Genomic DNA, 21,563 nt, shown 5'->3' with positions numbered 1-21,563 from the left:
GGTCAAGCGTTTTCCTGCGATCAAAAACTAAGAGGGGATGATCTCCAAATCTTTTTTCATAGATGACACCGCTTCGATTGCTTTGTGGTAAGTCAATCGATCACGGGCAGCGAGAACTAATTCTTGAATTACCTCGTTAGAAATGTCTTTCGGAGGATGTGATCCAAAACGCTCTCTTGAACAGATATCCATCATCTGTTGAAGTTCTTCTCTTGAAATAGACAGCCCTTTCTCTGAGAAAACTTTTTGTGTCAGGAAGAGAAGTTTAATAGCTTTTCTTGCGTCTGCTTTTGCCTCTTCCAACAAAACTTGTTTTTGTTTTTCCAATTCCTCATCTGAGCAATATTTGACTAAGCGAGCATTTAATAGTTTTTCTCTGGAAAGAAGTTCTTCTCGCTCCTGTAACAGGCTTTGCGGTAAATCAAAATCTACAAGTTGAGCTAAAGCATCCTCTGTTGCAGACAATCGTTTTTGGTGTTGAGCTTCCTTAGCCTGATTTTCCAGCTGTATACGAAGCTTGCTCTTCAAATCCTCTAGAGATTCTGCCTGGAGCTGTCGAGCTTTTTCATCATCCATTTCTGGAGATGAAATTTCAATAACAGCATTCACGGTAAAAGTAAGAAGATCTCCATTTAGAAAAGCTTGAATGTCCTCGGATCTGATTTCCTCCTCTACACGATGGCCTGTAGATACGTTTAAAAACTTTGCTTTAAACTCGTCTGTCATGTCTTCTTCGCTAATTTTGAAATATTTGTTTTCAAAAATAGCCGCTGGAACAGAGTTCACATCTCCTTTCTTAGACACATGTAAAGACAGGGAGATAAAATCTCCTTCTTGTGAAGGTCTCGTAACAGGTGTTTTTGTTGCAAAGAAATAAGCAACATTCTGTAAACCTTTTTCTAAATCTTCATCAGAAATTTCTTGTACAGGCTCTAAATCTGGTAAACTTAACTGTTCCCATGGAAGAGAAGGGATCACAGGGAAAGCTTCATAAGAGAAAGAAACCACGCTCCCCTCTGTTGCACTACAGGAGTCAATAGCAGAAGAGCGAACAGCTCTTGGAGACAAAGGCTTTCTATCGCACATTTGGGAAAGGGCTTCAAAAGAAGCTCGAAGTAACAAACGTCGAAGCTCCTGTTCTACCTGGACTGAGTAGCGAGACTCAACAATGTTGTCCGGAGCTTTCCCCTTACGGAAGCCTGGGAGGACAACGCTTTTTTTAACGGTCTTGAGAGCTTCTTTATGACATCTTTGCGTAACCGCAGGATTGGCTTGGACTTTTGCTGACACAACACAGCCTGGGTTTTCTTCTATTTTTATAGAAAACAAATCATTAGAAAAATCTCGAGAAGACACAGAATACCCTTTTGGTAAGTTATCCGGGAAAGAGAAGCGGGTGATGAGGCTTGAACTCACGACCTTCACGTTGGCAACGTGACGCTCTACCACTGAGCTACACCCGCGAGAAGGAAGCATTCTAGATAATCTAGGGAGTTTTTCGCAATCCTTTGATTAGAGGTTTTGCAAAAAAAATTGGGATTAAGGTTTTTGAGAAAAAAAGGCTTGATGAAAGAGAAAAGTAAGGGGAGTGAGCGGCTCAAAATTTTCATTGATTTAGCAGATGCAAACAGGTACAAGTAACAGGTCTATCAACCCCCTGCGATTTAGAGGAGAAATGCTTAATTTTCGTAAATTAAGAAGAGATTTTACTGCTAACATACTGCAAGATGGAAAGGAGCTATTTACTCAAGGAGCCGTAGTTAGTGCAAAAATCTTATCCATGAATGGTGAGACGGTGTGTATCAGTGCACAAATTCGCGGTTCTTATGACAACGTTTACGATTGTGAAATTGAAGTGGATCGTGCGGAATCGGATACTGTGGATTCCAATTGTGATTGTTCTTATAATTACGATTGTCAGCATATTGTCGCTTTGCTGTTCTACTTAGAGCAGTACTTCAATGAAATGGTTGTCAATTACTCTAAGGAAGCAGATCTCTCTTCTAATGAAGAGGTGAGTAAGGAGTTGCAGGAGACTTTTGTTGTTGCTGCAACCCGAGAAGAAGAGCGCAGGGATCGTGAACATCAAAAAGAGATCCTTCGAGAGTATAATCATGCGGCACATGTGTTGAGCGAAAATCCTTTCTTTTTACCTTCGGAATATTCTGAGAAAGATAGTGCAGAACTTGCAGTTTTGTTCGTTCCTCAGAAAAATGAGGGAGAGGTTTTTTCGTCGAGCCAACTAATAGAATTTCAACTTGTTTTACGTCTTCCTGGTCGTTCAAAACCTTTCTATATCTCCAATATCAAAACTTTCTTAGAAGGGGTGTTGTACCAAGAACCCATTGTCTTTAGTGGTAAACGATTTTTCTTCACCTTGCAGTCGTTCAGTGCCTCAGATAGGAAGTTGATTGATTTACTGATTCGTTATGCACGCTATGCTACTGGAAATTCCGAAGAAAAATTGTTAAAATCAGCCTTTTTAACGCCAGCATCTTTAGGAATGATTCTATCAAAGATGTTTGAACACCAAATGGCAGAAAGTGGAGGTTCCCAATTAAGAGAGAAGGAGTGTTTCCAGGGAATTTTTTGTGGAAATTTAGAGGAGCCGTTACTTTGGTCTGCATCTCCAGCAAAGATGAAATTCCACTTGGATTATTTCGATACTCCTTACAAGGCTTTATTAATGAAGCCTTTGATTGTAGTAGATGAAGAAGAGATAGAGCCAGAGCAGGCTGTTCTCTTGGAATCTAACTGTCCGGGAATCATTCATAAAAACGTTTACCATCACTTTTTGCCTCAGATAAAGCGTGCTCATTTACGCACTTTTGCAGGATTACGTGATGTAGCGATTCCAGAAGCTTTATTTGGATCTTTTTGTGAAAATGCTTTGCCGGTGTTCCGTAGTTATGCGGAGTTATCTAATTTAGAAGCGCTGAATGTCTTCAGTACGTTACCGTATACAGAAGAATTGCAAGGGGTATGTGATATTAGCTATCTAGATGGGGAGCTAGAAGCAAGGCTCTTTTTCTTATATGATGGACAAAGGATCCCCGCTACTGCGTTTTCTTTACAGTATCAAGAAGTTCGTGCTTTTGTTCGTCCAGATGGGATTTTAGCACGGAATCTTGTTGAAGAGAGAAAAATTTTAGAAGAGGTGTTTTCAGGATTTGTTTATGACGAACGCGATGGAGCTTTTCATGTGAAAAGTGAAAAGAAAATCGTTGAGTTCATGACAGAGACGATTCCAAACAATCAGCATCGAATTACATTCAATTGTCCGGAAACACTTTCAGATCAATTTATCTATGATGAAACTGTATTTGATCTTACTCTCCGTGCTGGAGAGGATATTAATTACTATGAGGCAGAGCTGAAAGTCCATGGCTTGTTAAAGGGAATCAGTTTGGACCTATTGTGGGATTGTGTCAGTTCGAAGAAACGTTTCTTGGAATTACCGAAGAAAGGCGGCCAGTTGAAAAAAGCTCGTCGAGGTAAAGCTTCGACTTCTAAACTTCCCTGTATTCTTGTGTTAGATTTAGAGAAGATAGCTCCTGTGATTCAGATATTCAATGAAATTGGATTTCAGGTTTTAGATGATTTTGTTGAAAAATGTCCTTTATGGAGTTTATCCGGGATTTCTTCTGAATCCTTCCAAGGGCTTCCTGTAAACTTTTCTATGACAGAAGATCTTGCTGAGATACAGAGACAGATTCGAGGGGAAGTAGATTTTGAATTTCAGGAAGTGCCTGCTCAAATTCAGGCAACTTTACGAGGGTATCAGAAGGAAGGAGTGCATTGGTTAGAGCGTTTGCGTAAGATGCATCTCAATGGAATCCTTGCTGATGACATGGGATTAGGAAAAACACTACAGACGATTATTGCTGTTACGCAGAGTCGATTGGAAAAAGGCCACGGATGTTCTTTAATCATTTGCCCAACATCCTTAGTTTATAACTGGAAAGAAGAATTTCGAAAGTTTAATCCAGATTTTAAAACACTTGTAGTTGATGGTATTCCATCTCAGCGGCGAAAACAGTTAGCTTCTTTAGAAAAGTATGATGTTGCGATTACTTCATACAATTTGTTGCAAAAAGATATCGATATCTACAAAGACTTTCTTTTCGACTACGTCGTGCTTGATGAAGCGCATCACATTAAAAATCGTACTACGCGGAATGCGAAATCTGTAAAAATGATTCGTGCATGTCATAGGTTGATTCTCACAGGGACTCCGATTGAAAATTCATTAGAGGAACTGTGGAGCCTTTTTGATTTCCTCATGCCTGGGCTTCTTAGCAGTTATGATCGGTTTGTGGGTAAATATATCCGTATTGGTAACTATATGGGGAACAAAGCAGACAATGTGGAAGCTTTGCGAAGGAAGGTAGCGCCGTTTATTCTACGCAGAATGAAAGAGGATGTGCTCAAAGATTTACCACCTGTTTCCGAGATTCTTTATCACTGTCATCTTACAGAGTCTCAGAGAGAGCTTTATCAATCTTATGCTGCTTCTGCTCGGCAGGAGTTGTCTCGCTTAGTGAAACAGGAAGGTTTTGAGAGAATTCACATTCACGTCTTGGCAACGCTTACGCGTTTGAAACAAATTTGCTGCCATCCAGCGATTTTTGCAAAAGATACTCCAGAACCTGGTGATTCAGCAAAGTACGATATGTTGATGGATTTATTAGGCTCACTAGTAGATTCTGGACATAAGACGGTTGTTTTCAGTCAGTATACTAAGATGCTCGGCATCATAAAGCAAGATTTAGAAGTGAAAGGTATTCCTTTCGTATATCTTGATGGTTCCACCAAGAACAGATTGGAGATAGTACAACAGTTTAATGAAGATCCTAGTTTATTAGTTTTTTTAGTGTCTTTGAAAGCAGGAGGAACAGGGTTAAATTTGGTTGGCGCTGATACAGTGATTCATTACGATATGTGGTGGAATCCGGCTGTTGAAAACCAGGCAACAGACCGAGTTCATCGTATTGGCCAAAGTCGCTCGGTCTCTTCCTATAAGCTTGTTACGTTAAATACCGTTGAGGAAAAAATCTTGAGTTTGCAGAACAGGAAAAAGGGTCTTGTAAAGAAAGTGATCAATTCTGATGATGAAGTCGTTTCTAAGTTAACTTGGGAAGAAGTGCTCGAACTTCTGCAGATATAGTTTTATGAGCCCACACCGTAGCTTATATAAGATTAAAAATTTTTCTAATCGCCTATATAATAAGGCTTTAGGTCGTTTCGATCGTGTATTCAATTTTTTTTCCGGGAACGTAGGCATAGACCTAGGGACTGCAAATACCCTGGTCTATGTTCGTGGACGAGGGATTGTTCTTAGTGAGCCTTCCGTCGTAGCTGTCGATGCTCAGACTCATGCAGTGTTGGCTGTAGGTCATAAGGCAAAAGCTATGTTAGGGAAGACCCCACGCAAAATTGTTGCCGTTCGGCCAATGAAAGACGGCGTCATTGCGGATTTCGAAATAGCTGAAGGGATGTTAAAGGCTTTGATTAAACGAGTGACTCCTGCGCGCAGTATGTTTCGCCCTAAGATCCTTATTGCTGTCCCTTCAGGAATTACTGGTGTAGAAAAACGAGCTGTTGAGGATTCTGCTTTGCATGCTGGTGCTCAAGAGGTTATTCTGATTGAGGAACCAATGGCAGCTGCCATTGGTGTGGACCTCCCTGTTCATGAACCAGCTGCGAGTATGATCATTGATATTGGGGGAGGGACTACTGAGATTGCGATTATTTCCTTGGGAGGAATTGTAGAATCGCGTTCTTTACGCATAGCAGGGGATGAGTTTGATGAATGCATTATTAATTATATGCGTCGTACTTATAACCTGATGATAGGACCGCGGACTGCTGAGGAAATTAAAATTACCATAGGTTCTGCTTATCCTTTAGGGGATCAGGAACTGGAAATGGAGGTGCGTGGGCGAGATCAGGTAGCAGGGCTCCCTATTACCAAAAGGATCAACTCCGTAGAAATTAGGGAGTGCTTAGCCGAGCCTATTCAACAAATAATAGAATGTGTGAGGCTAACTTTGGAAAAATGTCCTCCGGAACTTTCTGCAGATTTAGTAGAACGCGGGATGGTGTTAGCTGGAGGAGGAGCTCTTATAAAAGGGTTGGATAAAGCTTTAAGTAAAAATACTGGGCTTTCTGTTATTACCGCTCCGCATCCCCTTTTGGCTGTCTGTTTGGGAACAGGAAAAGCTTTGGAGCATCTAGATCAATTGAAGAAACGTAAAGAGAGTTTAGTATGACTGGCGATTGGATGTCTAAAATAACCCATACAGGATTAAAATCTTGGATACATGAGGTAATCACTCTAGTTTCTCCTGATGATGTGAGGTTATGCGACGGCTCAGAAGCTGAATATCAAGAGCTTTGTCATCAGATGCAAGATTCGGGGGTAATGATCCCTCTGAACCCAGCATTTCATCCAAATTGTTTTCTAGTTCGTTCTTCTCCTAATGATGTTGCTCGTGTCGAGCAGTTTACTTTTATTTGTACCAAGACGAGGGAAGAAGCTGGGCCAACTAATAACTGGCGCGATCCTGAAGAGATGCGGAAAGAACTGCATGCATTATTTCAAGGATGTATGCGTGGACGTACGATGTATATCGTTCCGTTTTGTATGGGACCTTTGCATTCTCCTTTTTCTTTAATTGGAGTGGAGATCACAGACTCTCCTTATGTTGTGTGCTCTATGAAAATCATGACACGTATGGGAGCTCCTGTTTTAGAAATGTTGGGTTCTTCCGGAACCTTTTATAAATGTTTGCACAGTGTGGGAAAACCTCTAGCTCCTGGGGAGAAAGACGTTGCATGGCCCTGTAATCCAGATCATATGCGTATCGTTCATTTCCAAGATGATAGTAGTGTCATGTCTTTTGGTAGTGGATACGGAGGGAATGCATTGCTAGGTAAGAAATGCGTGGCCTTGCGTTTAGCTTCCTATCTGGGACGTAAGCAAGGGTGGTTGGCTGAGCACATGCTGGTTATTGGAGTGACTAATCCTGAAGGAAGAAAAAAATACTTCGCTGCAGCATTCCCTAGCGCTTGTGGGAAAACTAATCTTGCCATGCTGATGCCGAAGCTTCCAGGATGGAAGGTGGAGTGTATCGGAGACGACATAGCATGGATTCGTCCTGGTGATGACGGAAGATTATATGCCGTTAATCCAGAATTTGGTTTTTTTGGAGTGGCTTTAGGGACTTCAGAGACGACGAATCCTAACGCTTTAGCTACCTGTCACTCAGATTCACTCTTTACTAATGTTGCTTTGACGGCAGACGGAGATGTTTGGTGGGAAGGAAAGACAGCTACACCTCCACAAGGAATGATTGATTGGAAAGGAAGGGATTGGGTTCCTAGGGGGGAACCTGCTGCACATCCTAATGCGCGTTTTACGGCTCCACTGGATCACTGTCCTTCTTTAGATCCTCAATGGAATCATCCTCAAGGAGTTCCTTTAGAGGCCATTATTTTTGGGGGAAGACGCACAGAAACAATTCCGTTGGTTTATGAAGCATTGAGTTGGGAGCATGGGGTCACTATGGGGGCAGGAATGTCTTCAACCACAACAGCGGCTATTGTTGGGGAGTTAGGGAAATTACGGCACGATCCCTTTGCTATGCTACCATTTTGTGGATACAATATGGGGACTTATTTTTCACATTGGTTGTCCTTTGCGAGCAAAGGCTTACGGTTACCGAAAATTTTTGGTGTAAATTGGTTCCGCAAGGACGAGAACGGGCAGTTTATTTGGCCTGGTTTCTCTGAGAATCTTCGTGTCTTGGAGTGGATTTTCCGTCGTACGGATGGGGAAGAGTCGATCGCACAGCGTACGCCAGTAGGCTATTTGCCTACGGAAGAAGGATTGAATACGACTGGGCTTGATTTGTCTAAAAACGCTCTACGGTCTTTACTTACAGTGGATACACAAGGATGGAAGGCTGAGATAAGCAATATTCGAGAGTATTGTTCTATCTTTGGAGCTGATATGCCGCAGCGAATTCTTGAAGAATTATCCAGAATAGAAAATGAATTGAAATAATTAAAAAGAAAAGATTTTTGATTCTAACAATTCAGAAAACTATTGTTTTTAGTTTTTAAAAAACATTTTTTGTTTTTAAAATTAGAAAAACAATAGTTTTCTGGATAATCTCGTGTCAATACAACCAACGTCCATTTCTTTTTCTAAGAATATAACGGCAGCATTGATCTGAGAGCAGATAGATGCTACTGCGGTCTATATGCCTCAGGCTGTTTTCTTTTTTCAGCAGTTGGATGAGAAAAGCAAAGTTTTGAAAAAAGCTTTAGGACTGCTTGAAGAAATTGATCTAGAAAAAGTTAACACAGTTTTAGAGCCAACTCCAGAGACTGCCTTTTCAGGTACAATAGGGAAAATTTCTGCTGATGGGATAGAAATCAGTAGTTCCCTCTCCTATACCAAAATTTTAGAAGATCCGGATAAGGCTGCAGCTCAAGTTTTTGGAGAAGGTCTCGCAGATAGCTTTGATGATTGGTTGATGCTATCTGAAAATGGAGGAATTCGGGATCCTTTGCCGGAAGAACAAGAAATTGTTACTAAGTATCAAACAGAGCTCAACACGCTGCGTAATAAACTCAAACAATCGGCTTTAACTAACGAGGAATATGCCAAACTCTACGCCATCCCTCAAAATTTTGTGCAAGAGATAGAAGACTTAAAGGATGATAATGATGTTCGGATAGTTCCTCATAGTAAGGTAACGAATTTTTGGCAGAATATCATGATTACCTATCAATCAGTAACATCGTTGGCGGAGCCTGTTTCTGATGCGATGAATACTGCTAAGGCGGATTATTCTCTTTATATTGAGAGGGCTTCAGAAGCTGCAAGTTTGATTCGAGAGATTACGAATACAATTAAAGACGTGTTTAATCCTGTTTGGGATTTGCGTAGCCAAGGTGACGTATTTAAATTAAAAGAAGCTGAGTTCAATGCTTTAGAAGGCAATATGATTCAGAGCTTATTAAGTTTTGCTGGTCTTTTTCGGCAGCTAATGAGTCGTACGTCAACGGTGGATGAAATTGGAGAGCCTTATCCTAAAAATGGCCAAAACCAGGATATAATTCATGAAGCTATTGATGCATACGTTAACTCTCTTGCTGGTTTGAAAGTGAATAGTCAAGTAGACCTAAATGGATTGCTGAGCCTAGTTTATGCTTACTATGCAGCAACTTTAGGTTTTGTTAAGAAGGATGTATTCGATAGTGTACTGGTTGTACTTGGAGATTACACCACCTTCCTAAACAAGGAAATGCAATATTGGACTCCTAGAGAAACAGCGAATTTTAAGATTTCAGATCAAGCTTTAAAAACATTTAAAGATAAGCCTTCCGGGAGTTACCAAGGGGTATATTTGTTTTATGCTAATGGGTTAGAAACGAATCTGTTTAATCCTACGTATTTCTTTGACGTTGTGAGTCTTATGACTACAAATCCAACGCAGACTATGACTAGAGAGGATTACAATAAAGTAATTATTGCGTCAGAAGCAAGTATCCAGAAGATCAATCAGGCAATTGCGGCTTGGGAAGAAGCTATCGTAAAATGTGATGAGCAGAGAGCAAAACTGACCCCTTCGAGGCTTAAGTATTTTGATGCGATGGTTTTGGCGAAGAAGACTTTTGTAGAAACGTCTCCAATACAAATGGTCTATGCATCATTGATGTTGGATAAGTATCTTCCTAATCAGCAGTATACTCTGGAAACTTTAGGAAGTCAGATGACTTTCTCAAATAAAGCAGCACGATATCTCAATGAGATTATTGCACATGTAGTAGGTTTTCAAACGGCAGATATTTACTATTCTTTAGGAATGTACCTTCGGCAGATGAACCAGCAGGCATTCCCAGAAGTCGTTTCTCGTGCTCAAGATACACTGAGAAAAGAGATCTCTCGGAGTCGTGCAGATCTCTTACACTGCAAAAAAGCTATAGAAGAAATCAATAAATTAGCAAATGCTGTGAAGGCAGATACAGAATTAACAGAATCACAGCAGCGAGAGTTATTAGAAACTTTGGCTAAATATGCTTTTGAGTTCGATAACCTTTATCATAATCTCTCTAATGTTTACGTCATGGTTTCTAAAATTCAGATTGCTGGCGTAAGCAACCTTGATGAAGTTGATCAAGCTTTTACTTCAAAAATTGGGACTAAGGAGTTTGATACTTGGATTCAGCAACTCACTACTTTTGAAAGTGCAGTTATTGAAGGGGGGCGTAATGGTATCATGCCTGGAGGAGAGCAACAGGTATTACAAAGTTTAGAGAGCCAACAACAAGATTATATCTCCTTCAACCAGAATCAACAACTTGCATTACAAATGGAATCTGCAGCCATTCAGCAAGAATGGACGATGGTGGCAGCAGCTTTAGCATTAATGAATCAGATATTTGCTAAGTTAATTCGTAGATTTAAATAAAATCGTTTTAGGGGGCAAAAACGATTATGAGAAACCAACCTATTCAAGAAGGACAAAAGTGTTTCATTCCAATGATAGAGACGGCAGCTCCTAAAGAGCGTCGAGTCTCTCCTGCAGAAGTTGCTGCGGATTATACACAGCTACATGAGGCGTCCACATACCTTCAGGTATTTCAAGATTTGCTAGAGGATGCACATCAACTAGGATTAAATAAAGAGTTTGTAGAGAGTTTGCGCCAAGATTTCTTAAAAACCGGCTCTGAGATGTCTTTGATGCAAGCTTTATGGACAGAAGAGAGCCAGAGAGAAGCGCGTAAGAAAGAGCGTAAGGATCTCCACCAAAAAAAGCTAGAAGTGAAGATATTAGGGCCGCAGGCATTGACAACTGCTGAAGAGTTACATCCTGTTGATGACAGTATCATTAATAAGATGCCATTCCAATCTGCGTTCGCTTACATTCTTCTCGATAAATATATTCCTGCTCAGGAAGAAGCATTGTATGCATTAGCTAGAGATTTAAATTTTTCGGGATATGCACAGACCCTATTTAGTCCCATTTTAGAATTAGTAAAAAGCTTTAACAACGCGCCAATTACTTATAACTTAGGCTCTTATATTGGTCAGACGGAAGGTACTGCGAACTTTAAATATGGCTATCAAATGGTTTTAGATCGTTACGAGACGGAGAGTAGCCAATTAAGAAAGGATATAAAAAATGCCGAAAATGCTAAGCAGCAGCTTGCCCAGATTATTAAGAATGTGGAAGCGAATAGTTCATTAACAGCAACGCAAAAGACGCAATTAAAAGACATGGCAAATGGATACATACAGACATTAAATGTCTGTATTACACAGATGCAAGAGTTATCTGCAGGGTTAAAAGGTATTGCTTTCATCCCAGGAAGGGATGAATATAGTCCTGCTTATGAAATCATGGGCGCTTCATTTTCTGTAGTTACTTTGCAGAACTTAGAGGCAAAAGTTGTTGACGGAGAGATCGATGTTTCTTCTGGGGAGGCAACAGGCGGTTTGTTGCATTTTTTCACATACTTCCTTGCTGATGTGCAGAATTTCGGCGATTTAGCGCAGACAAACCAATTAATGTTAGAATTGCAAATGCGCGCCATGCATCAGCAATGGAGTCTAGTCACTGCTTCTTTGAAACTATTACACAACGTTTACAGAACTTTGGCTTCTAACTAAAAGATCTTCTCTTAATCCCTCAGAAAAGGGGTCAAGAGAGCCAAGAATTAGAACTGAAATCCACCAGAGATATTGACTGCTCGTTGACTTCCCCATCGTCCTTCTACATTGTAGAAGAAGTTGTCAGCAATATAGTTAGTCGCTCCGATGCAGATATTCCCTCGGTGAGAGCTTGTGATTTTACGGACTTTGAATTTGAGGTTTGTGAATCGGTCTTCTAATTTTTTGAAGCTATTATCTGGGGCTTCTCTAGAAACGTTCCCTACAGAAAACGCAATGTAAGGGAGAATGTAATCATTGACATAGGTTGTGAGTCCTAAAGAAACGCTCCATTCTTTAAGACTCAGTTTGCCTTCCGAATCTGCAATAAATACTTCTGGGTTTGCTTGGCTATTTGCAATCACGTAATCGATAGGACAAGACGCATGGCGATAATCGACTCCTACGCCAACGAATGAAACCCCATCTTTCCATAAAACTTTTTTCACCCCAATATCCCAGACAAATCCATAATTAGACTGAACTTCAATGAGCCCGTCTGTAGCTTCAGATTCTGAGTTTAAAGGATCAGAAGTGAAATCTCGATAGGCATTCATAGGGAGTCGGTAGTACTGCTTTAATCCCCCAATTTTTAATGCAAAACTGACATCAAAAAGAGGAATGGTACTAAATGTTTGATCTGGAAGAGAAAATGCAGCAGCTATGCAATTGGAACTAAGACTGCAATCTACAAGATCAAAATTTTGATTTTTTGTTGTTGAAGTGATAGCTGGAAGAGGACCTATTCCCGCCGTCGTTACCGAAGTAACAACAGGTACATCTTTTACCTGAGCTTCTTCAGAGAAGACATAATCTCCGCAAAAATAGAGCTTTAAGTTTCCAGAAAAAGCAGATAGCACATCATAAGAATTGCATAAATCGAAAACACAGGCATGTTTCTGCTCAATATTAATTCCGGGGATAACCGGGAATGCTGGGTTCCCCGCAGGCATAGCGTCTAATGAGGTGGATGTGATCCCTAAAAAAGATAGGAAAGTCAAACGGAGATAGTTCACTAGCTTGCTACTCATTTAGTCAAGGGCCTTTCTTTATAGTCTGGGACTGAATCCGTATCTTTAGCAAATGCCAAAAAATTGTACAAAGGAAAAACGCTATCCCTCTGATGGGGCAACTTATCAGCATTTCTTTTGTTTGTTAAAGAAGAACACTACAAATATTCTTCTTTGGTGTTTCTTTGGAGGAGGAGAGCTATCCCTTCCTGAATATCTAGATTTTCATAGAGAACACGATAGACACTCGTGGTAATAGGCATATCTATTCTATGATGTTTGGCAATTTGATGAGCAGAGAGAGCTGTGTAAACTCCTTCAACTACCATTCCAATTTTTGCTTTTGCTTGTTCAGGAGTTAAGCCTTCAGCCAACAATTTTCCAAAAAGAGTGTTTCTGCTGAAAGAAGAAAAGCAGGTGGTACAAAGGTCTCCTAACCCAGCAAGTCCATTTAAAGTATCTGGGCGGCACCCCATGATAGTGGCGATTTTTCGAATTTCGTGGAGACCTCGCGTCACAAGTCCAGATTTCGCATTATCTCCAAAGCGGAACCCATCAGAGATACCACAGGCTATAGCAATGACATTCTTTAGAGCCCCCCCTAAAGCTACTCCTTTAAGATCGCTGTTCGGATAGACACGAAACGTGGGGGTGAGGAATGCTTGATGAATATGTTTCAGAGTACTCGGGTCATACGCGCTGATAACTACCGAACATGGGCATCCTCGAAGGACTTCACTAGCGATAGATGGACCACTCAGATAGCCTAAATACTGGGCAGCGGAGCGGCCAAATATTTCCAATGCGATTTCGCTAAGAAGCAGGCCTGTATTTTGTTCGATACCTTTCGATGTAATAACTAAAGGAATTTTCAGGTCTGTCAGAGATTTGAGTTGAGTGAGTACAGGCCGCATCCCTGCCGAAGTAACCCCTTCAACAATCATAGTTGCTCCATCCAAAGCCTCTTCCATGTTAGATGTGAAGGAGAGATTTTTAGGGATAGTAATATGAGGAACTGCTGGGTGTTGGCGTTGAGTAGAAAGTTGTTCAACGAGAGAAGGGTTTCTTGCCCATCCCACCACACGATGACCGTTGTTAGCAAGTAGATGGGCTAAGGAAAATCCCCACATGCCCATTCCTAAGTAGGCTATAGTTTCTTTCATGAAGCCTCAATAATTGGTTCCTGAAAAAATATTTTGTTTTCCCATTCTAAGGAAGTATGAGAGGAAGGGTAATAAAAATCTGCTTCTAATTCAAATATTGTGTTTGGAGAAAGTTCTCTTTCTGTGACTGCAGTAAAGAGAGCCTGTTCTCTTTTGCGCAGAGCTTCGCGGACAGTTGCTGGGCTATAGTTTCCCGCATAGTTTTTAAGAGGGGCAAAGCATTCATGACGGGGATATACAATAGCTTGACTTCGTCTACTGTAATGAAACAAGTCAAAAATAAATTCTTCGAATTTCCATGCATTTTTCTCTGCTGGAGAAGGATGTAATTGCTTAGCGTACTTGTTTACTTTGTAAATGGGTAAGGGTTTATCGGCTACTTGAGCTAAAAAATCCATAGATAGGCAATACAAGCCGATATTCGCGAGTTTGTATGTAAGATCTCCTGTTGATGTTCTTGCAAAACGTTCTTGATCAGGAATTTCTGAGTACTCGACTACAGAAATTTTGTGTTCTGCTAATTCTATGAGAACGCCAACATCTTCTTTAGCATTTTGGCGTAAAGTTGTTTTTATTGTGACATCATTGCGTTCTGCTGTGTGGAATCCGAATAATTCTCTATCAAAAGGTAGCGCTAAGGGGTTATCGATAGGAATCACACTCACCATTTCAATGCCTGCTTGGTGCCATTTATCCCAAATACCCGAAGTTTGCAGTAACGAAGCCAGACAGCCGTTCCCTGTAGGCCCAAAGGCTATCCGGTCCACAGACTCTAAGAAAAGGTCTCCCGATAAGGAAAGAAGAGGCCAGAGTGGTTGGCAAAAAAAATCTACTTGAGAGGGATCCAGATTAAAATATCGATTAGCTGCAAAGTAAGAAAGAGTCTGTTTATGGTTGAGAGGAGAAGTCATAAAGGCTATAGGTAAAGGATGGCCTACCTGCTTGCTTGCAGCGACTACCTTTTCTGCAACTAGTTGGTAGAGAGGTTTTTTCTTTACAGAAGAGACAGGGTAGAGCCCTTTAGGCCCATCAAATTTTAATCGAGATCCTTGGCCCCCAGCTAATACGATACACCCCACTTTCCCTTTTTGACAAAGTTGAAACCCGAGTTGTGTATAAGCGGGAGTATCTCCTGAATAATACTGAGGGGATAAGGGGGTGCATGTTTGATGAGGAGATCGAGAAGTCTGTAATAAGGTTTGTTGACGGAGGAAAAAAGGAACGTGAATTTGAGAAATTTGGGAGCCCAAAGAATGCTTTTGTTGAGGAGATAAAGAGTGCCAGTGGTCGAGTAAATGTTCTTGTCGAATGGGAATCAGTTTGTCTGATAAAAACGATAAATCTACACAGGTAGAAGAGGAGTCGGTCATTGTGTAAAGCCTTAGTTATTCGTGCTTTTCGTAGAATATTTACTAGCACGGATCTTTTCGATAATTTTTCTTTGGTTTACTTGTTTTTGTATAGCGGCATAAGAGTCTTGTAGACGTGTTTTTAATAATAGCCGCTGTTTATATAGAGAAGTTTGCTCTCTTTGTAAATGTTCTAAATGTTTGTCATATTCGTAGACGCATGATCGGTAAAGAAATCGTTGGTGTCTCGCGAGGGAAACACGAGCGATATTCTCCTTTACTTGGTATAACAGATTTTCGATATGAACAATTTCTTGTTTTAACTCTTTGAGAAGAGCGCGTTTTTTGAGAAGCCTAATTTTAAGTAAGGTAGAGAGATTATGAAGTTTTCTATTCATGCTGTAACAGCTGGCATAGTTGTTTAATGGTATCTTGGATCGCTGAGTAGTTAGAGAGTGGTTGGGATAGAAATTCTCGGAATGAAGGAAGCAAGCGAATAGCTCTATCTAGTACAGCATCTTGGCCAGCGACATACGCTCCTAATTGAATGATATCGATAGCTTCATGGTATGCTTTTAATAAAGAGAGTACCTCTTGTGCAGCTGCATAGTGATGCGGGAGGGATAATTGGCGAGCCGATCGAGAAAGGCTCGTTAGAAGATTAATAGGAGGAGAGGAAATGCTTTTTTCCTGAGGAATGAGAAAGAAATGTCCATCTAGAAGAGATTTAACATAGTCATTAAAAATATCTGGATGGTTCGCATAATGGAGAAGAGCATAGAAAGAAGTCATAGATCCTTTGTCATTATTACCAGCACGTTCAAGGAATTCTGCAACATGATGGAATACTGAGGCTGCATAATGGTGAGTAGACAGTGTTTCTCCTCTAGCAAGCGCTACTTCCTGAAGAGATTCTATCCATCGAGATAAAGAATCCATAATAAATAGCACACGCGCTCCTTGATCGCGAAAATATTCTGCAATAGTGATAGCAGCACGTCCCGCAATAACTTTGCTAGCCGCTGTTTCATGAGCAGTGGAGGCAATGATCACTGTGCGTTGGGTGGACAAACCTTCCTTATGTTGGTCAATATATTCACGCACTTCTCGACCACGTTCGCCTATAAGAGCAATGACATTGATGGTTTGTTGAGAGCCTTTTGCAATCATAGATAGGAGAGAAGACTTCCCTCCTCCAGGCTCAGAGAAGATCCCTACCCGTTGCCCTTCTCCTACAGTAAGCAGCGCATCAATGGCTCGGATTCCTGTTGGGAATACTTCTTCTATAGGTAATCGGGACATGGGAGAGGGAGGAGATGAGAATAGTGACGAGAGATGAGTTTTAGGTAAAGGAGGATTTCCATCTAATGGATTACCAAATCCATCGATGACTCTCCCAAGAAGGTGGTGAGAGAGAGGGAGTGAGGCTGGTCTACGTAAAGGGATAACTTCCGATCCTAAAGCAAGATGGTGCATGGGAGTAAGAGCTTGCAGTAATGTCGTTTGATTATGGATGCCAATGACTTCTGCAAGAAGAGAAGAGGATCGAGATAGGGAGATTTGACATAGCTCTCCTAAGCATGCAGATAGTCCCTGAGCCTCTAGAAGAGTTCCTGATATGCGAGATAAGATTCCACATTCTCGATAGGGGCGCCACTGACGTATCAACATAGCTTCTTGTTGTAAGTCGATCATATGATGTACAGAGTTGGGGTTTTAGAGTCTTTTATGTGAAAAGATCAAATTTTCAGATTTAAGGAGCGAGAACACTCAGAAGATGGGAAAGTTCTTCTCCTATATCTTGGCGTAAAATTCCTGAAGGGAGTTCCATCTTGTAGCCAGCTTTTTTACACAAGGGATCGGCAAAGAATTCAACATGTTTTAATAAAGGAACATCGTTAAGCATGAGCCATTTGGTGAGAGTAGAGAAATCTTCTGGATGAAGGCCTATTTTTATTGGAGTAATGGCATGAGCTGCTAGATGATGTTGAAGGGCAGCAGAGATAAGAAGTGAAAGTTCGTCCGCGCAGGCCAGTTTTTTATACAGGAATTTTTCACAAACGAGTATGGCGATTTCAAGAAGTTCGGGTTTAAGTCTCTGAGATAATTTTTCCATCTCAGAAAGAAGGTGATTCGATAATTTGCGGAAAATTTGAATAAGAGAAAGAAGCTCGTGAGAGAGCTCTCTTTGCTCGAAAAGGGAACTTTCCATTGGAAGTTGAGGGGCTTCTAGAGAAGCTGGGGGATGTAGATGGGGAGAAGCCACGTAATCCTCCGAATGTTATGTTCGTAACTTCAGTACAGCGCTTTTCATTTCCTCTGGAAGTTTATTAAAAAGTTCTTCCGCTTTGTCTGAATCTAGGTAAGAGAGAATCAGAGCAATCTTTTCTGGAGATTCTCTCTTCATCATCTCTATCAGCTTTGGTATATTTATGCTTTGTATTTTTTGCTTTTGCTGAGAAACGTGGTCATAAGCATGGAAAGCGAGATAAATGGTTGCCGATCCTAGGATACTAACGCTTAGCAAGACAATCACTATACTGAGTACTATAGAAGAGAGCCGGGAAGTTTTGGGGGCTGTAGTTTTTAGGAAAGGAACCACGTCTACCGATGAATGTATTTCTGGGAAGGTAGTGAGGATTTCTTGCGTATGAGAGAGTAGTTTAGCGCGAGAGTCTTTAGAAAGAGTATTGAGATAGTCTTCATCAACAAGAAGTTGAAGATGTCCTTCATTAGAGAGCGGTATATAGTTCAGCGTAAAATGTTTTTGAGGGAGAACCGTTTGTAAAGAACGAGCTAAAGAGTCGGTAAATAAGGTTGCGTTCTGTTCAAAAAGGGGAGAGTAGAGATTGCCTTGCTGATCGGATAAGGTGATATGTTCTTTAGTTAGTCCGGGAATACTACGCATTAAGTAGTCAGTAATGGAGTGAACAAGGGATGGGGATAGTGTTAAAGCATGTGGAAGAGAGAGGATGACAGATATTTCTGTAGGAAGATCTTCTCCTTGAGATAAAGCGATGGTAGCCTGGAGAACAGGATCAAACATGGTTAAATCTCTTTCTAACTGCTCTTTTTTAGCTTGCAGTTCCATAGATTGAAGGTTCCCGAGATGCGTGAGTTTGAGCCAATGAGAAGCCTTTTTCTCTACAGGCGCTACGGAGGGATTGGGTTGGGGAGAAGAGGGTCTATATACAATAATCAATCCAATAAAGATAACGGCTAGAATGTATCCTACAGATTTAATGGAGGCGATCTTATTGTTTAGAAAGCGAGGTAGCACCAGTGTTCTCCATAAGGAAAGTTCTTACAATAGCTCTATGTTAAGGGGGAATAGAGCAAGGTAGAGCCTGAAGGTATTCTGCAAAAAAATAAAAAAAGAAGGCTTCTTCTTGTGGATAAGAAGAAGTACTAGCAAATAAATGCCCAAGGCTCAAAAGGACTTTTTTGTGAAAAATAACCCTTTTGCGCTCTGTAGCAAAAAAGAGCTATTAAAAACAATTATTATCTAAAATAGGAGAGATTGTTCATCAACTTTGATTTCGAGCAAAGGATACACATGAGCTCGGAAAAGCTGTCCTATGGAATTCAGCGTGGATCCTACGGCAGATAAACAGGATGAACAGTTCCCAGAGTAGGAAATAGTTACAGCGAGACCTTCGAAGTGAACAATGCGGACATCACCTTCGTCCATAGTTACCAGGGGGACGATTTTTTCTTTCATCATAGTGTTTAAAGCAGCAAGTTGCTCGTCGTAGGAAAGGTTTTCCCATGCTTCTTTTGAATATGGTTGCCCATCATGCAAATGTAGAAGAGCATCTTTGAAAGGGAAAGGACCATCATCGACAGGAATATCTATACATTGTTCAACAGCCATATCTAAGACATCCATCACTAGGTGATAGAGAGGGGAAAGATCTTCAAGGAAAATAGCAGAAGGAGCACGACCGCGGATTTCTTGATCGAGATCATCAATAGTGATCTTATAAGCTGCAGCAAATGTTTTCCCGATAACTAGGGAGCATACAGCTTCAGCAAGAACAAGTAGATAGGGGTGACCAAAGTATTGGAATTTAGCTTCGTGGATGATGCCATTAGTTTTATCTACAAGCCAGTAGAAAAGTAGGGTGTTCCCCATTAGCAAATGTCCCTGCTTTTGGATGACAACCTGCATCTGTTCATTTTCTTGGTCTTGAGAGAGAGAACCTCCATGTTTAGGCTGGAAGAAGAAGCGTAGCGATTTTGGAGGGAAGCTCCCCCATAAAGGAAAAGGATAAAATGGAATGGTCATAAAGATTGTGTGACAAGTGGTTGTAGATGATCGATCCCTTCTCGCAAGGCCGATGCTAAAGCAGAGAAGTGTGCAGTAGAGGTACGTTCTGTGAACGATACGTGTAAAGAACTATGACATAAAAAGGGAGAAATGCCTGAGCTTTGTAAAATTTGAGATAAAGGTTGAAAACGCTCATATCCCAAGCCCACAAAAATATTTTTCTGAAAAAGAAAGAAGCTAAGAGATTCTGCAGGAATCCCGGGAATAGCAAAAACCGATACGTTAGGAAGGCGGGGTTCTTCGTTTTCCAAAAGGAACTGTATTTGAGGAACAGTTTGTAAAGCTTGTTTGAGAGCTGTTCGTGAGGAAATAGCTGAGAGTACGAGTGAAGAAAAAGCGGATGAGCGTTCCTGACAGGCTAAAGAAAAAGCTGCAAGGGAGCTGAGGCAAGGGGAGAGTCTTTGATTTTCAGGCAACCAAAGGGAAAAATACGGCATTAAGGAGGGTTTAATAAACATTGCTCCCGAAGGGCCGATTCCACCAAGAGCTTGCGAAGAAAAGGTGAGGATGTCTGCTTGATAGATTTCTAGAGGGAGAGCACATCTTCCTAAGATATCACTAAGGTCTACATGGAAAATCACGCCTCGTTCTTTGCATAAGGCTCCAAGTTCGGGAATTGCTTCGAGAGCTCCAGTCATACCATTAGCTGCAGATATCGAAAACAATAGGCTACGAGGAGAAAGAGATTCTGCTAAATCAGCCTCTTTCACACGACCTGTTTTGCTTGTTACCCAATCGTAGGTTGTTCCCAGATGTTTTCGACGACATAGAGCGTGAATGATCTGCTGCTGTTCGCAAGAAGGGATTAGTAAGTGATTTCTTCCTTGGAAGGCTTCTTGATTTTCGAGGAGAGCTGTGACAATTATAGAAGTTACGTGGGGGTAATAGGGGATGAAGTGAAAAGCGAATGCTTTTTCTTGACATCCTGTGAGTTTACGAGCAGAAGCTTCTGCTTCTGCCCATAGAGAAAGGGTTGAGGTATTTGCGGCCCAAGAGAAGGTATTTGCATAACGCTGAAAAGCCTCCTTAACCATTTCGGAAGGAGGGATGGCTTGCTGATTATTTAACCAGAAGAATGCTCGCTCTTCTTGAAATTGTGTCCTGTCCATTCGTATACAATAGGCTTACCTGTTGGTAACTCCAAAGAGAGTACCTCTTCTTCAGTTAATTTTTCTAGATCCATGATGAGGGAGCGTAGGGAATTTCCATGAGCAGAGACAAAAATATGGTTTCCTTGCTGGATTAAAGGGAAAATACGTTCTTTAAAATAGGGGAGTGTTCTTTGCCCTGTATCGAAGAGGCTTTCTCCATGAGGGGGAGCTATTCTATAGCTGCGGCGCCAAAGCTTGACTTGCGCTTCTCCGAATTGCGCAGCGACCTCTTGTTTATTCTTTCCTTGAAGTTCTCCATACATACGTTCATTGAGAGCACTGGATTGGAAAAGAGGAATCATTTGTTTTTCTTCTTTCTTGCTATAAATCCGACTCATATCGGGGCGTTCTTCATGGACAATATAAGGAGTTTTTTGAGAATTGTGGTTCGTCATGGCTAAAAGAGCTGTCATGAGACTTCGGACTAAGGTAGAGGTAAATATGTAGTCAATGGGAAGATTTTTGATCATAGCTCCAGCAGCAAGGGCCTCTTGAATTCCCTGTTGACTGAGAGGAATATCTACCCATCCTGTAAAGAGATTTTTTTGATTCCATACAGACTGGCCGTGGCGAAGTAAAATAAGAAGAGTCATAAAAGCACAACTATAGGGGGTTACTATGAAAGGGGTCATCTTCCTTGTTTAGGGATTATCTTTGCAAAGATTTTTTGTTATGGAAACTGTAAGGACGTAGCTTCCCAAAGGCAGAACTTCTTCTGGACTCTCTACTGAAATCTTGATATGATGGAGGGCCATTTTTGTTTTACCTTCAAATCTGAGAGCTTCCCGCGGTTAGCTGGAGATTCCAACTCTCGGGTAGGCGCTGATCAAAGAAT

15 protein-coding genes, 1 tRNA gene and 1 pseudogene are annotated in these 21,563 nt (G+C 41.1%); 5 read left to right on the top strand and 12 right to left on the bottom strand.

The features are described 5' to 3' along the window. Positions 1 to 27: 27 nt before the first annotated feature. Both tig and IJ490_RS03225 read right to left on the bottom strand, forming a co-directional pair. Positions 28 to 1,356, bottom strand: a complete 1,329-nt coding sequence (tig, locus tag IJ490_RS03230; protein WP_291893910.1) for a trigger factor — start codon at positions 1,354 to 1,356, stop codon at positions 28 to 30. Between the two features lie 35 nt (positions 1,357 to 1,391). Continuing rightward, positions 1,392 to 1,463, bottom strand: a tRNA-Gly gene (locus tag IJ490_RS03225). Between the two features lie 212 nt (positions 1,464 to 1,675). On the opposite strand from IJ490_RS03225, the gene IJ490_RS03220 reads away from it, so the two are divergent. The 5 genes and pseudogenes from IJ490_RS03220 (at position 1,676) to IJ490_RS03200 (ending at position 11,686) form a co-directional block, all read left to right on the top strand. Further along, a complete protein-coding gene (locus tag IJ490_RS03220; RefSeq protein ID WP_291893907.1) occupies positions 1,676 to 5,167 on the top strand; it encodes a DEAD/DEAH box helicase in 3,492 nt (1,163 codons plus the stop codon). 4 nt (positions 5,168 to 5,171) lie between these two features. Next, on the top strand, positions 5,172 to 6,272 hold the full coding sequence (locus IJ490_RS03215) for a rod shape-determining protein (RefSeq protein ID WP_291893904.1): 1,101 nt from the start codon (positions 5,172 to 5,174) through the stop codon (positions 6,270 to 6,272). Then, a complete protein-coding gene (locus IJ490_RS03210; RefSeq protein WP_291893901.1) occupies positions 6,269 to 8,068 on the top strand; it encodes a phosphoenolpyruvate carboxykinase (GTP) in 1,800 nt (599 codons plus the stop codon). Before IJ490_RS03215 ends, IJ490_RS03210 begins: the two co-directional genes overlap by 4 nt. A 112-nt stretch (positions 8,069 to 8,180) precedes the next feature. Then, positions 8,181 to 10,484, top strand: a pseudogene (locus tag IJ490_RS03205) (CT620/CT621 family type III secretion system effector). Positions 10,485 to 10,510: 26 nt separating this feature from the next. Then, on the top strand, positions 10,511 to 11,686 hold the full coding sequence (locus tag IJ490_RS03200; protein ID WP_291893899.1) for a CT620/CT621 family type III secretion system effector: 1,176 nt from the start codon (positions 10,511 to 10,513) through the stop codon (positions 11,684 to 11,686). Between the two features lie 47 nt (positions 11,687 to 11,733). On the opposite strand, the gene IJ490_RS03195 is transcribed toward IJ490_RS03200, so the two are convergent. From IJ490_RS03195 to IJ490_RS03150, 10 genes are all read right to left on the bottom strand, one after another. Then, positions 11,734 to 12,756 (bottom strand): hypothetical protein, encoded by a 1,023-nt coding sequence (locus IJ490_RS03195; protein WP_291893896.1) that lies wholly within the window; start codon positions 12,754 to 12,756, stop codon positions 11,734 to 11,736. Between the two features lie 137 nt (positions 12,757 to 12,893). Continuing rightward, on the bottom strand, positions 12,894 to 13,898 hold the full coding sequence (locus IJ490_RS03190; RefSeq protein ID WP_291893893.1) for an NAD(P)H-dependent glycerol-3-phosphate dehydrogenase: 1,005 nt from the start codon (positions 13,896 to 13,898) through the stop codon (positions 12,894 to 12,896). Next, positions 13,895 to 15,268, bottom strand: coding sequence for a UTP--glucose-1-phosphate uridylyltransferase (locus IJ490_RS03185; protein ID WP_291893890.1), 1,374 nt, complete (start codon positions 15,266 to 15,268; stop codon positions 13,895 to 13,897). The genes IJ490_RS03190 and IJ490_RS03185 overlap by 4 nt, the downstream gene beginning before the upstream one ends. Positions 15,269 to 15,279: 11 nt before the next feature. Beyond that, positions 15,280 to 15,645, bottom strand: a complete 366-nt coding sequence (locus tag IJ490_RS03180) for a hypothetical protein (RefSeq protein ID WP_291893888.1) — start codon at positions 15,643 to 15,645, stop codon at positions 15,280 to 15,282. Further along, on the bottom strand, positions 15,638 to 16,942 hold the full coding sequence (locus tag IJ490_RS03175) for a type III secretion protein ATPase (protein ID WP_291893885.1): 1,305 nt from the start codon (positions 16,940 to 16,942) through the stop codon (positions 15,638 to 15,640). Before IJ490_RS03175 ends, IJ490_RS03180 begins: the two co-directional genes overlap by 8 nt. Before the next feature lie 58 nt (positions 16,943 to 17,000). After that, complete coding sequence (locus IJ490_RS03170; RefSeq protein ID WP_291893882.1) at positions 17,001 to 17,513, bottom strand: flagellar biosynthesis protein; 513 nt, start codon at positions 17,511 to 17,513, stop codon at positions 17,001 to 17,003. Positions 17,514 to 17,528: 15 nt separating this feature from the next. After that, complete coding sequence (locus IJ490_RS03165) at positions 17,529 to 18,527, bottom strand: type III secretion system protein (RefSeq protein WP_291893879.1); 999 nt, start codon at positions 18,525 to 18,527, stop codon at positions 17,529 to 17,531. Positions 18,528 to 18,752: 225 nt separating this feature from the next. Continuing rightward, positions 18,753 to 19,535 (bottom strand): iron-sulfur cluster assembly scaffold protein, encoded by a 783-nt coding sequence (locus IJ490_RS03160; RefSeq protein ID WP_291893876.1) that lies wholly within the window; start codon positions 19,533 to 19,535, stop codon positions 18,753 to 18,755. Continuing rightward, positions 19,532 to 20,686 carry an aminotransferase class V-fold PLP-dependent enzyme gene (locus tag IJ490_RS03155; RefSeq protein WP_291893873.1) on the bottom strand — a complete coding sequence of 385 codons (1,155 nt, stop codon included), beginning with the start codon at positions 20,684 to 20,686 and terminating at the stop codon, positions 19,532 to 19,534. The genes IJ490_RS03160 and IJ490_RS03155 overlap by 4 nt, the downstream gene beginning before the upstream one ends. Then, entirely contained in the window at positions 20,641 to 21,321 is a 681-nt protein-coding gene (locus IJ490_RS03150; RefSeq protein ID WP_291894688.1) for a 2,3-bisphosphoglycerate-dependent phosphoglycerate mutase, read from the bottom strand. Before IJ490_RS03150 ends, IJ490_RS03155 begins: the two co-directional genes overlap by 46 nt. Between the last annotated feature and the right edge of the window lie 242 nt (positions 21,322 to 21,563).

The sequence above is a fragment of the Chlamydia sp. genome (genome assembly GCF_017472245.1).
In the GTDB taxonomy this organism is placed as follows: domain Bacteria; phylum Chlamydiota; class Chlamydiia; order Chlamydiales; family Chlamydiaceae; genus Chlamydia.
Note: the sequence above shows the minus strand (reverse complement) of the source record. Positions and strands in the feature narration are given on the sequence as shown.

Bases quoted from the DNA above. Each gene is read 5' to 3' on its own strand.
- IJ490_RS03220 (WP_291893907.1), top strand. From the start codon at position 1,676: ATGCTTAATTTTCGTAAATTAAGAAGAGATTTTACTGCTAACATACTG.
- IJ490_RS03215 (WP_291893904.1), top strand. From the start codon at position 5,172: ATGAGCCCACACCGTAGCTTATATAAGATTAAAAATTTTTCTAATCGC.
- IJ490_RS03210 (WP_291893901.1), top strand. From the start codon at position 6,269: ATGACTGGCGATTGGATGTCTAAAATAACCCATACAGGATTAAAATCT.
- IJ490_RS03200 (WP_291893899.1), top strand. From the start codon at position 10,511: ATGAGAAACCAACCTATTCAAGAAGGACAAAAGTGTTTCATTCCAATG.
- IJ490_RS03195 (WP_291893896.1), bottom strand. From the start codon at position 12,756: ATGAGTAGCAAGCTAGTGAACTATCTCCGTTTGACTTTCCTATCTTTT.
- IJ490_RS03190 (WP_291893893.1), bottom strand. From the start codon at position 13,898: ATGAAAGAAACTATAGCCTACTTAGGAATGGGCATGTGGGGATTTTCC.
- IJ490_RS03185 (WP_291893890.1), bottom strand. From the start codon at position 15,268: ATGACCGACTCCTCTTCTACCTGTGTAGATTTATCGTTTTTATCAGAC.
- IJ490_RS03180 (WP_291893888.1), bottom strand. From the start codon at position 15,645: ATGAATAGAAAACTTCATAATCTCTCTACCTTACTTAAAATTAGGCTT.
- IJ490_RS03175 (WP_291893885.1), bottom strand. From the start codon at position 16,942: ATGATCGACTTACAACAAGAAGCTATGTTGATACGTCAGTGGCGCCCC.
- IJ490_RS03160 (WP_291893876.1), bottom strand. From the start codon at position 19,535: ATGACCATTCCATTTTATCCTTTTCCTTTATGGGGGAGCTTCCCTCCA.
- IJ490_RS03155 (WP_291893873.1), bottom strand. From the start codon at position 20,686: ATGGACAGGACACAATTTCAAGAAGAGCGAGCATTCTTCTGGTTAAAT.
- IJ490_RS03150 (WP_291894688.1), bottom strand. From the start codon at position 21,321: ATGACTCTTCTTATTTTACTTCGCCACGGCCAGTCTGTATGGAATCAA.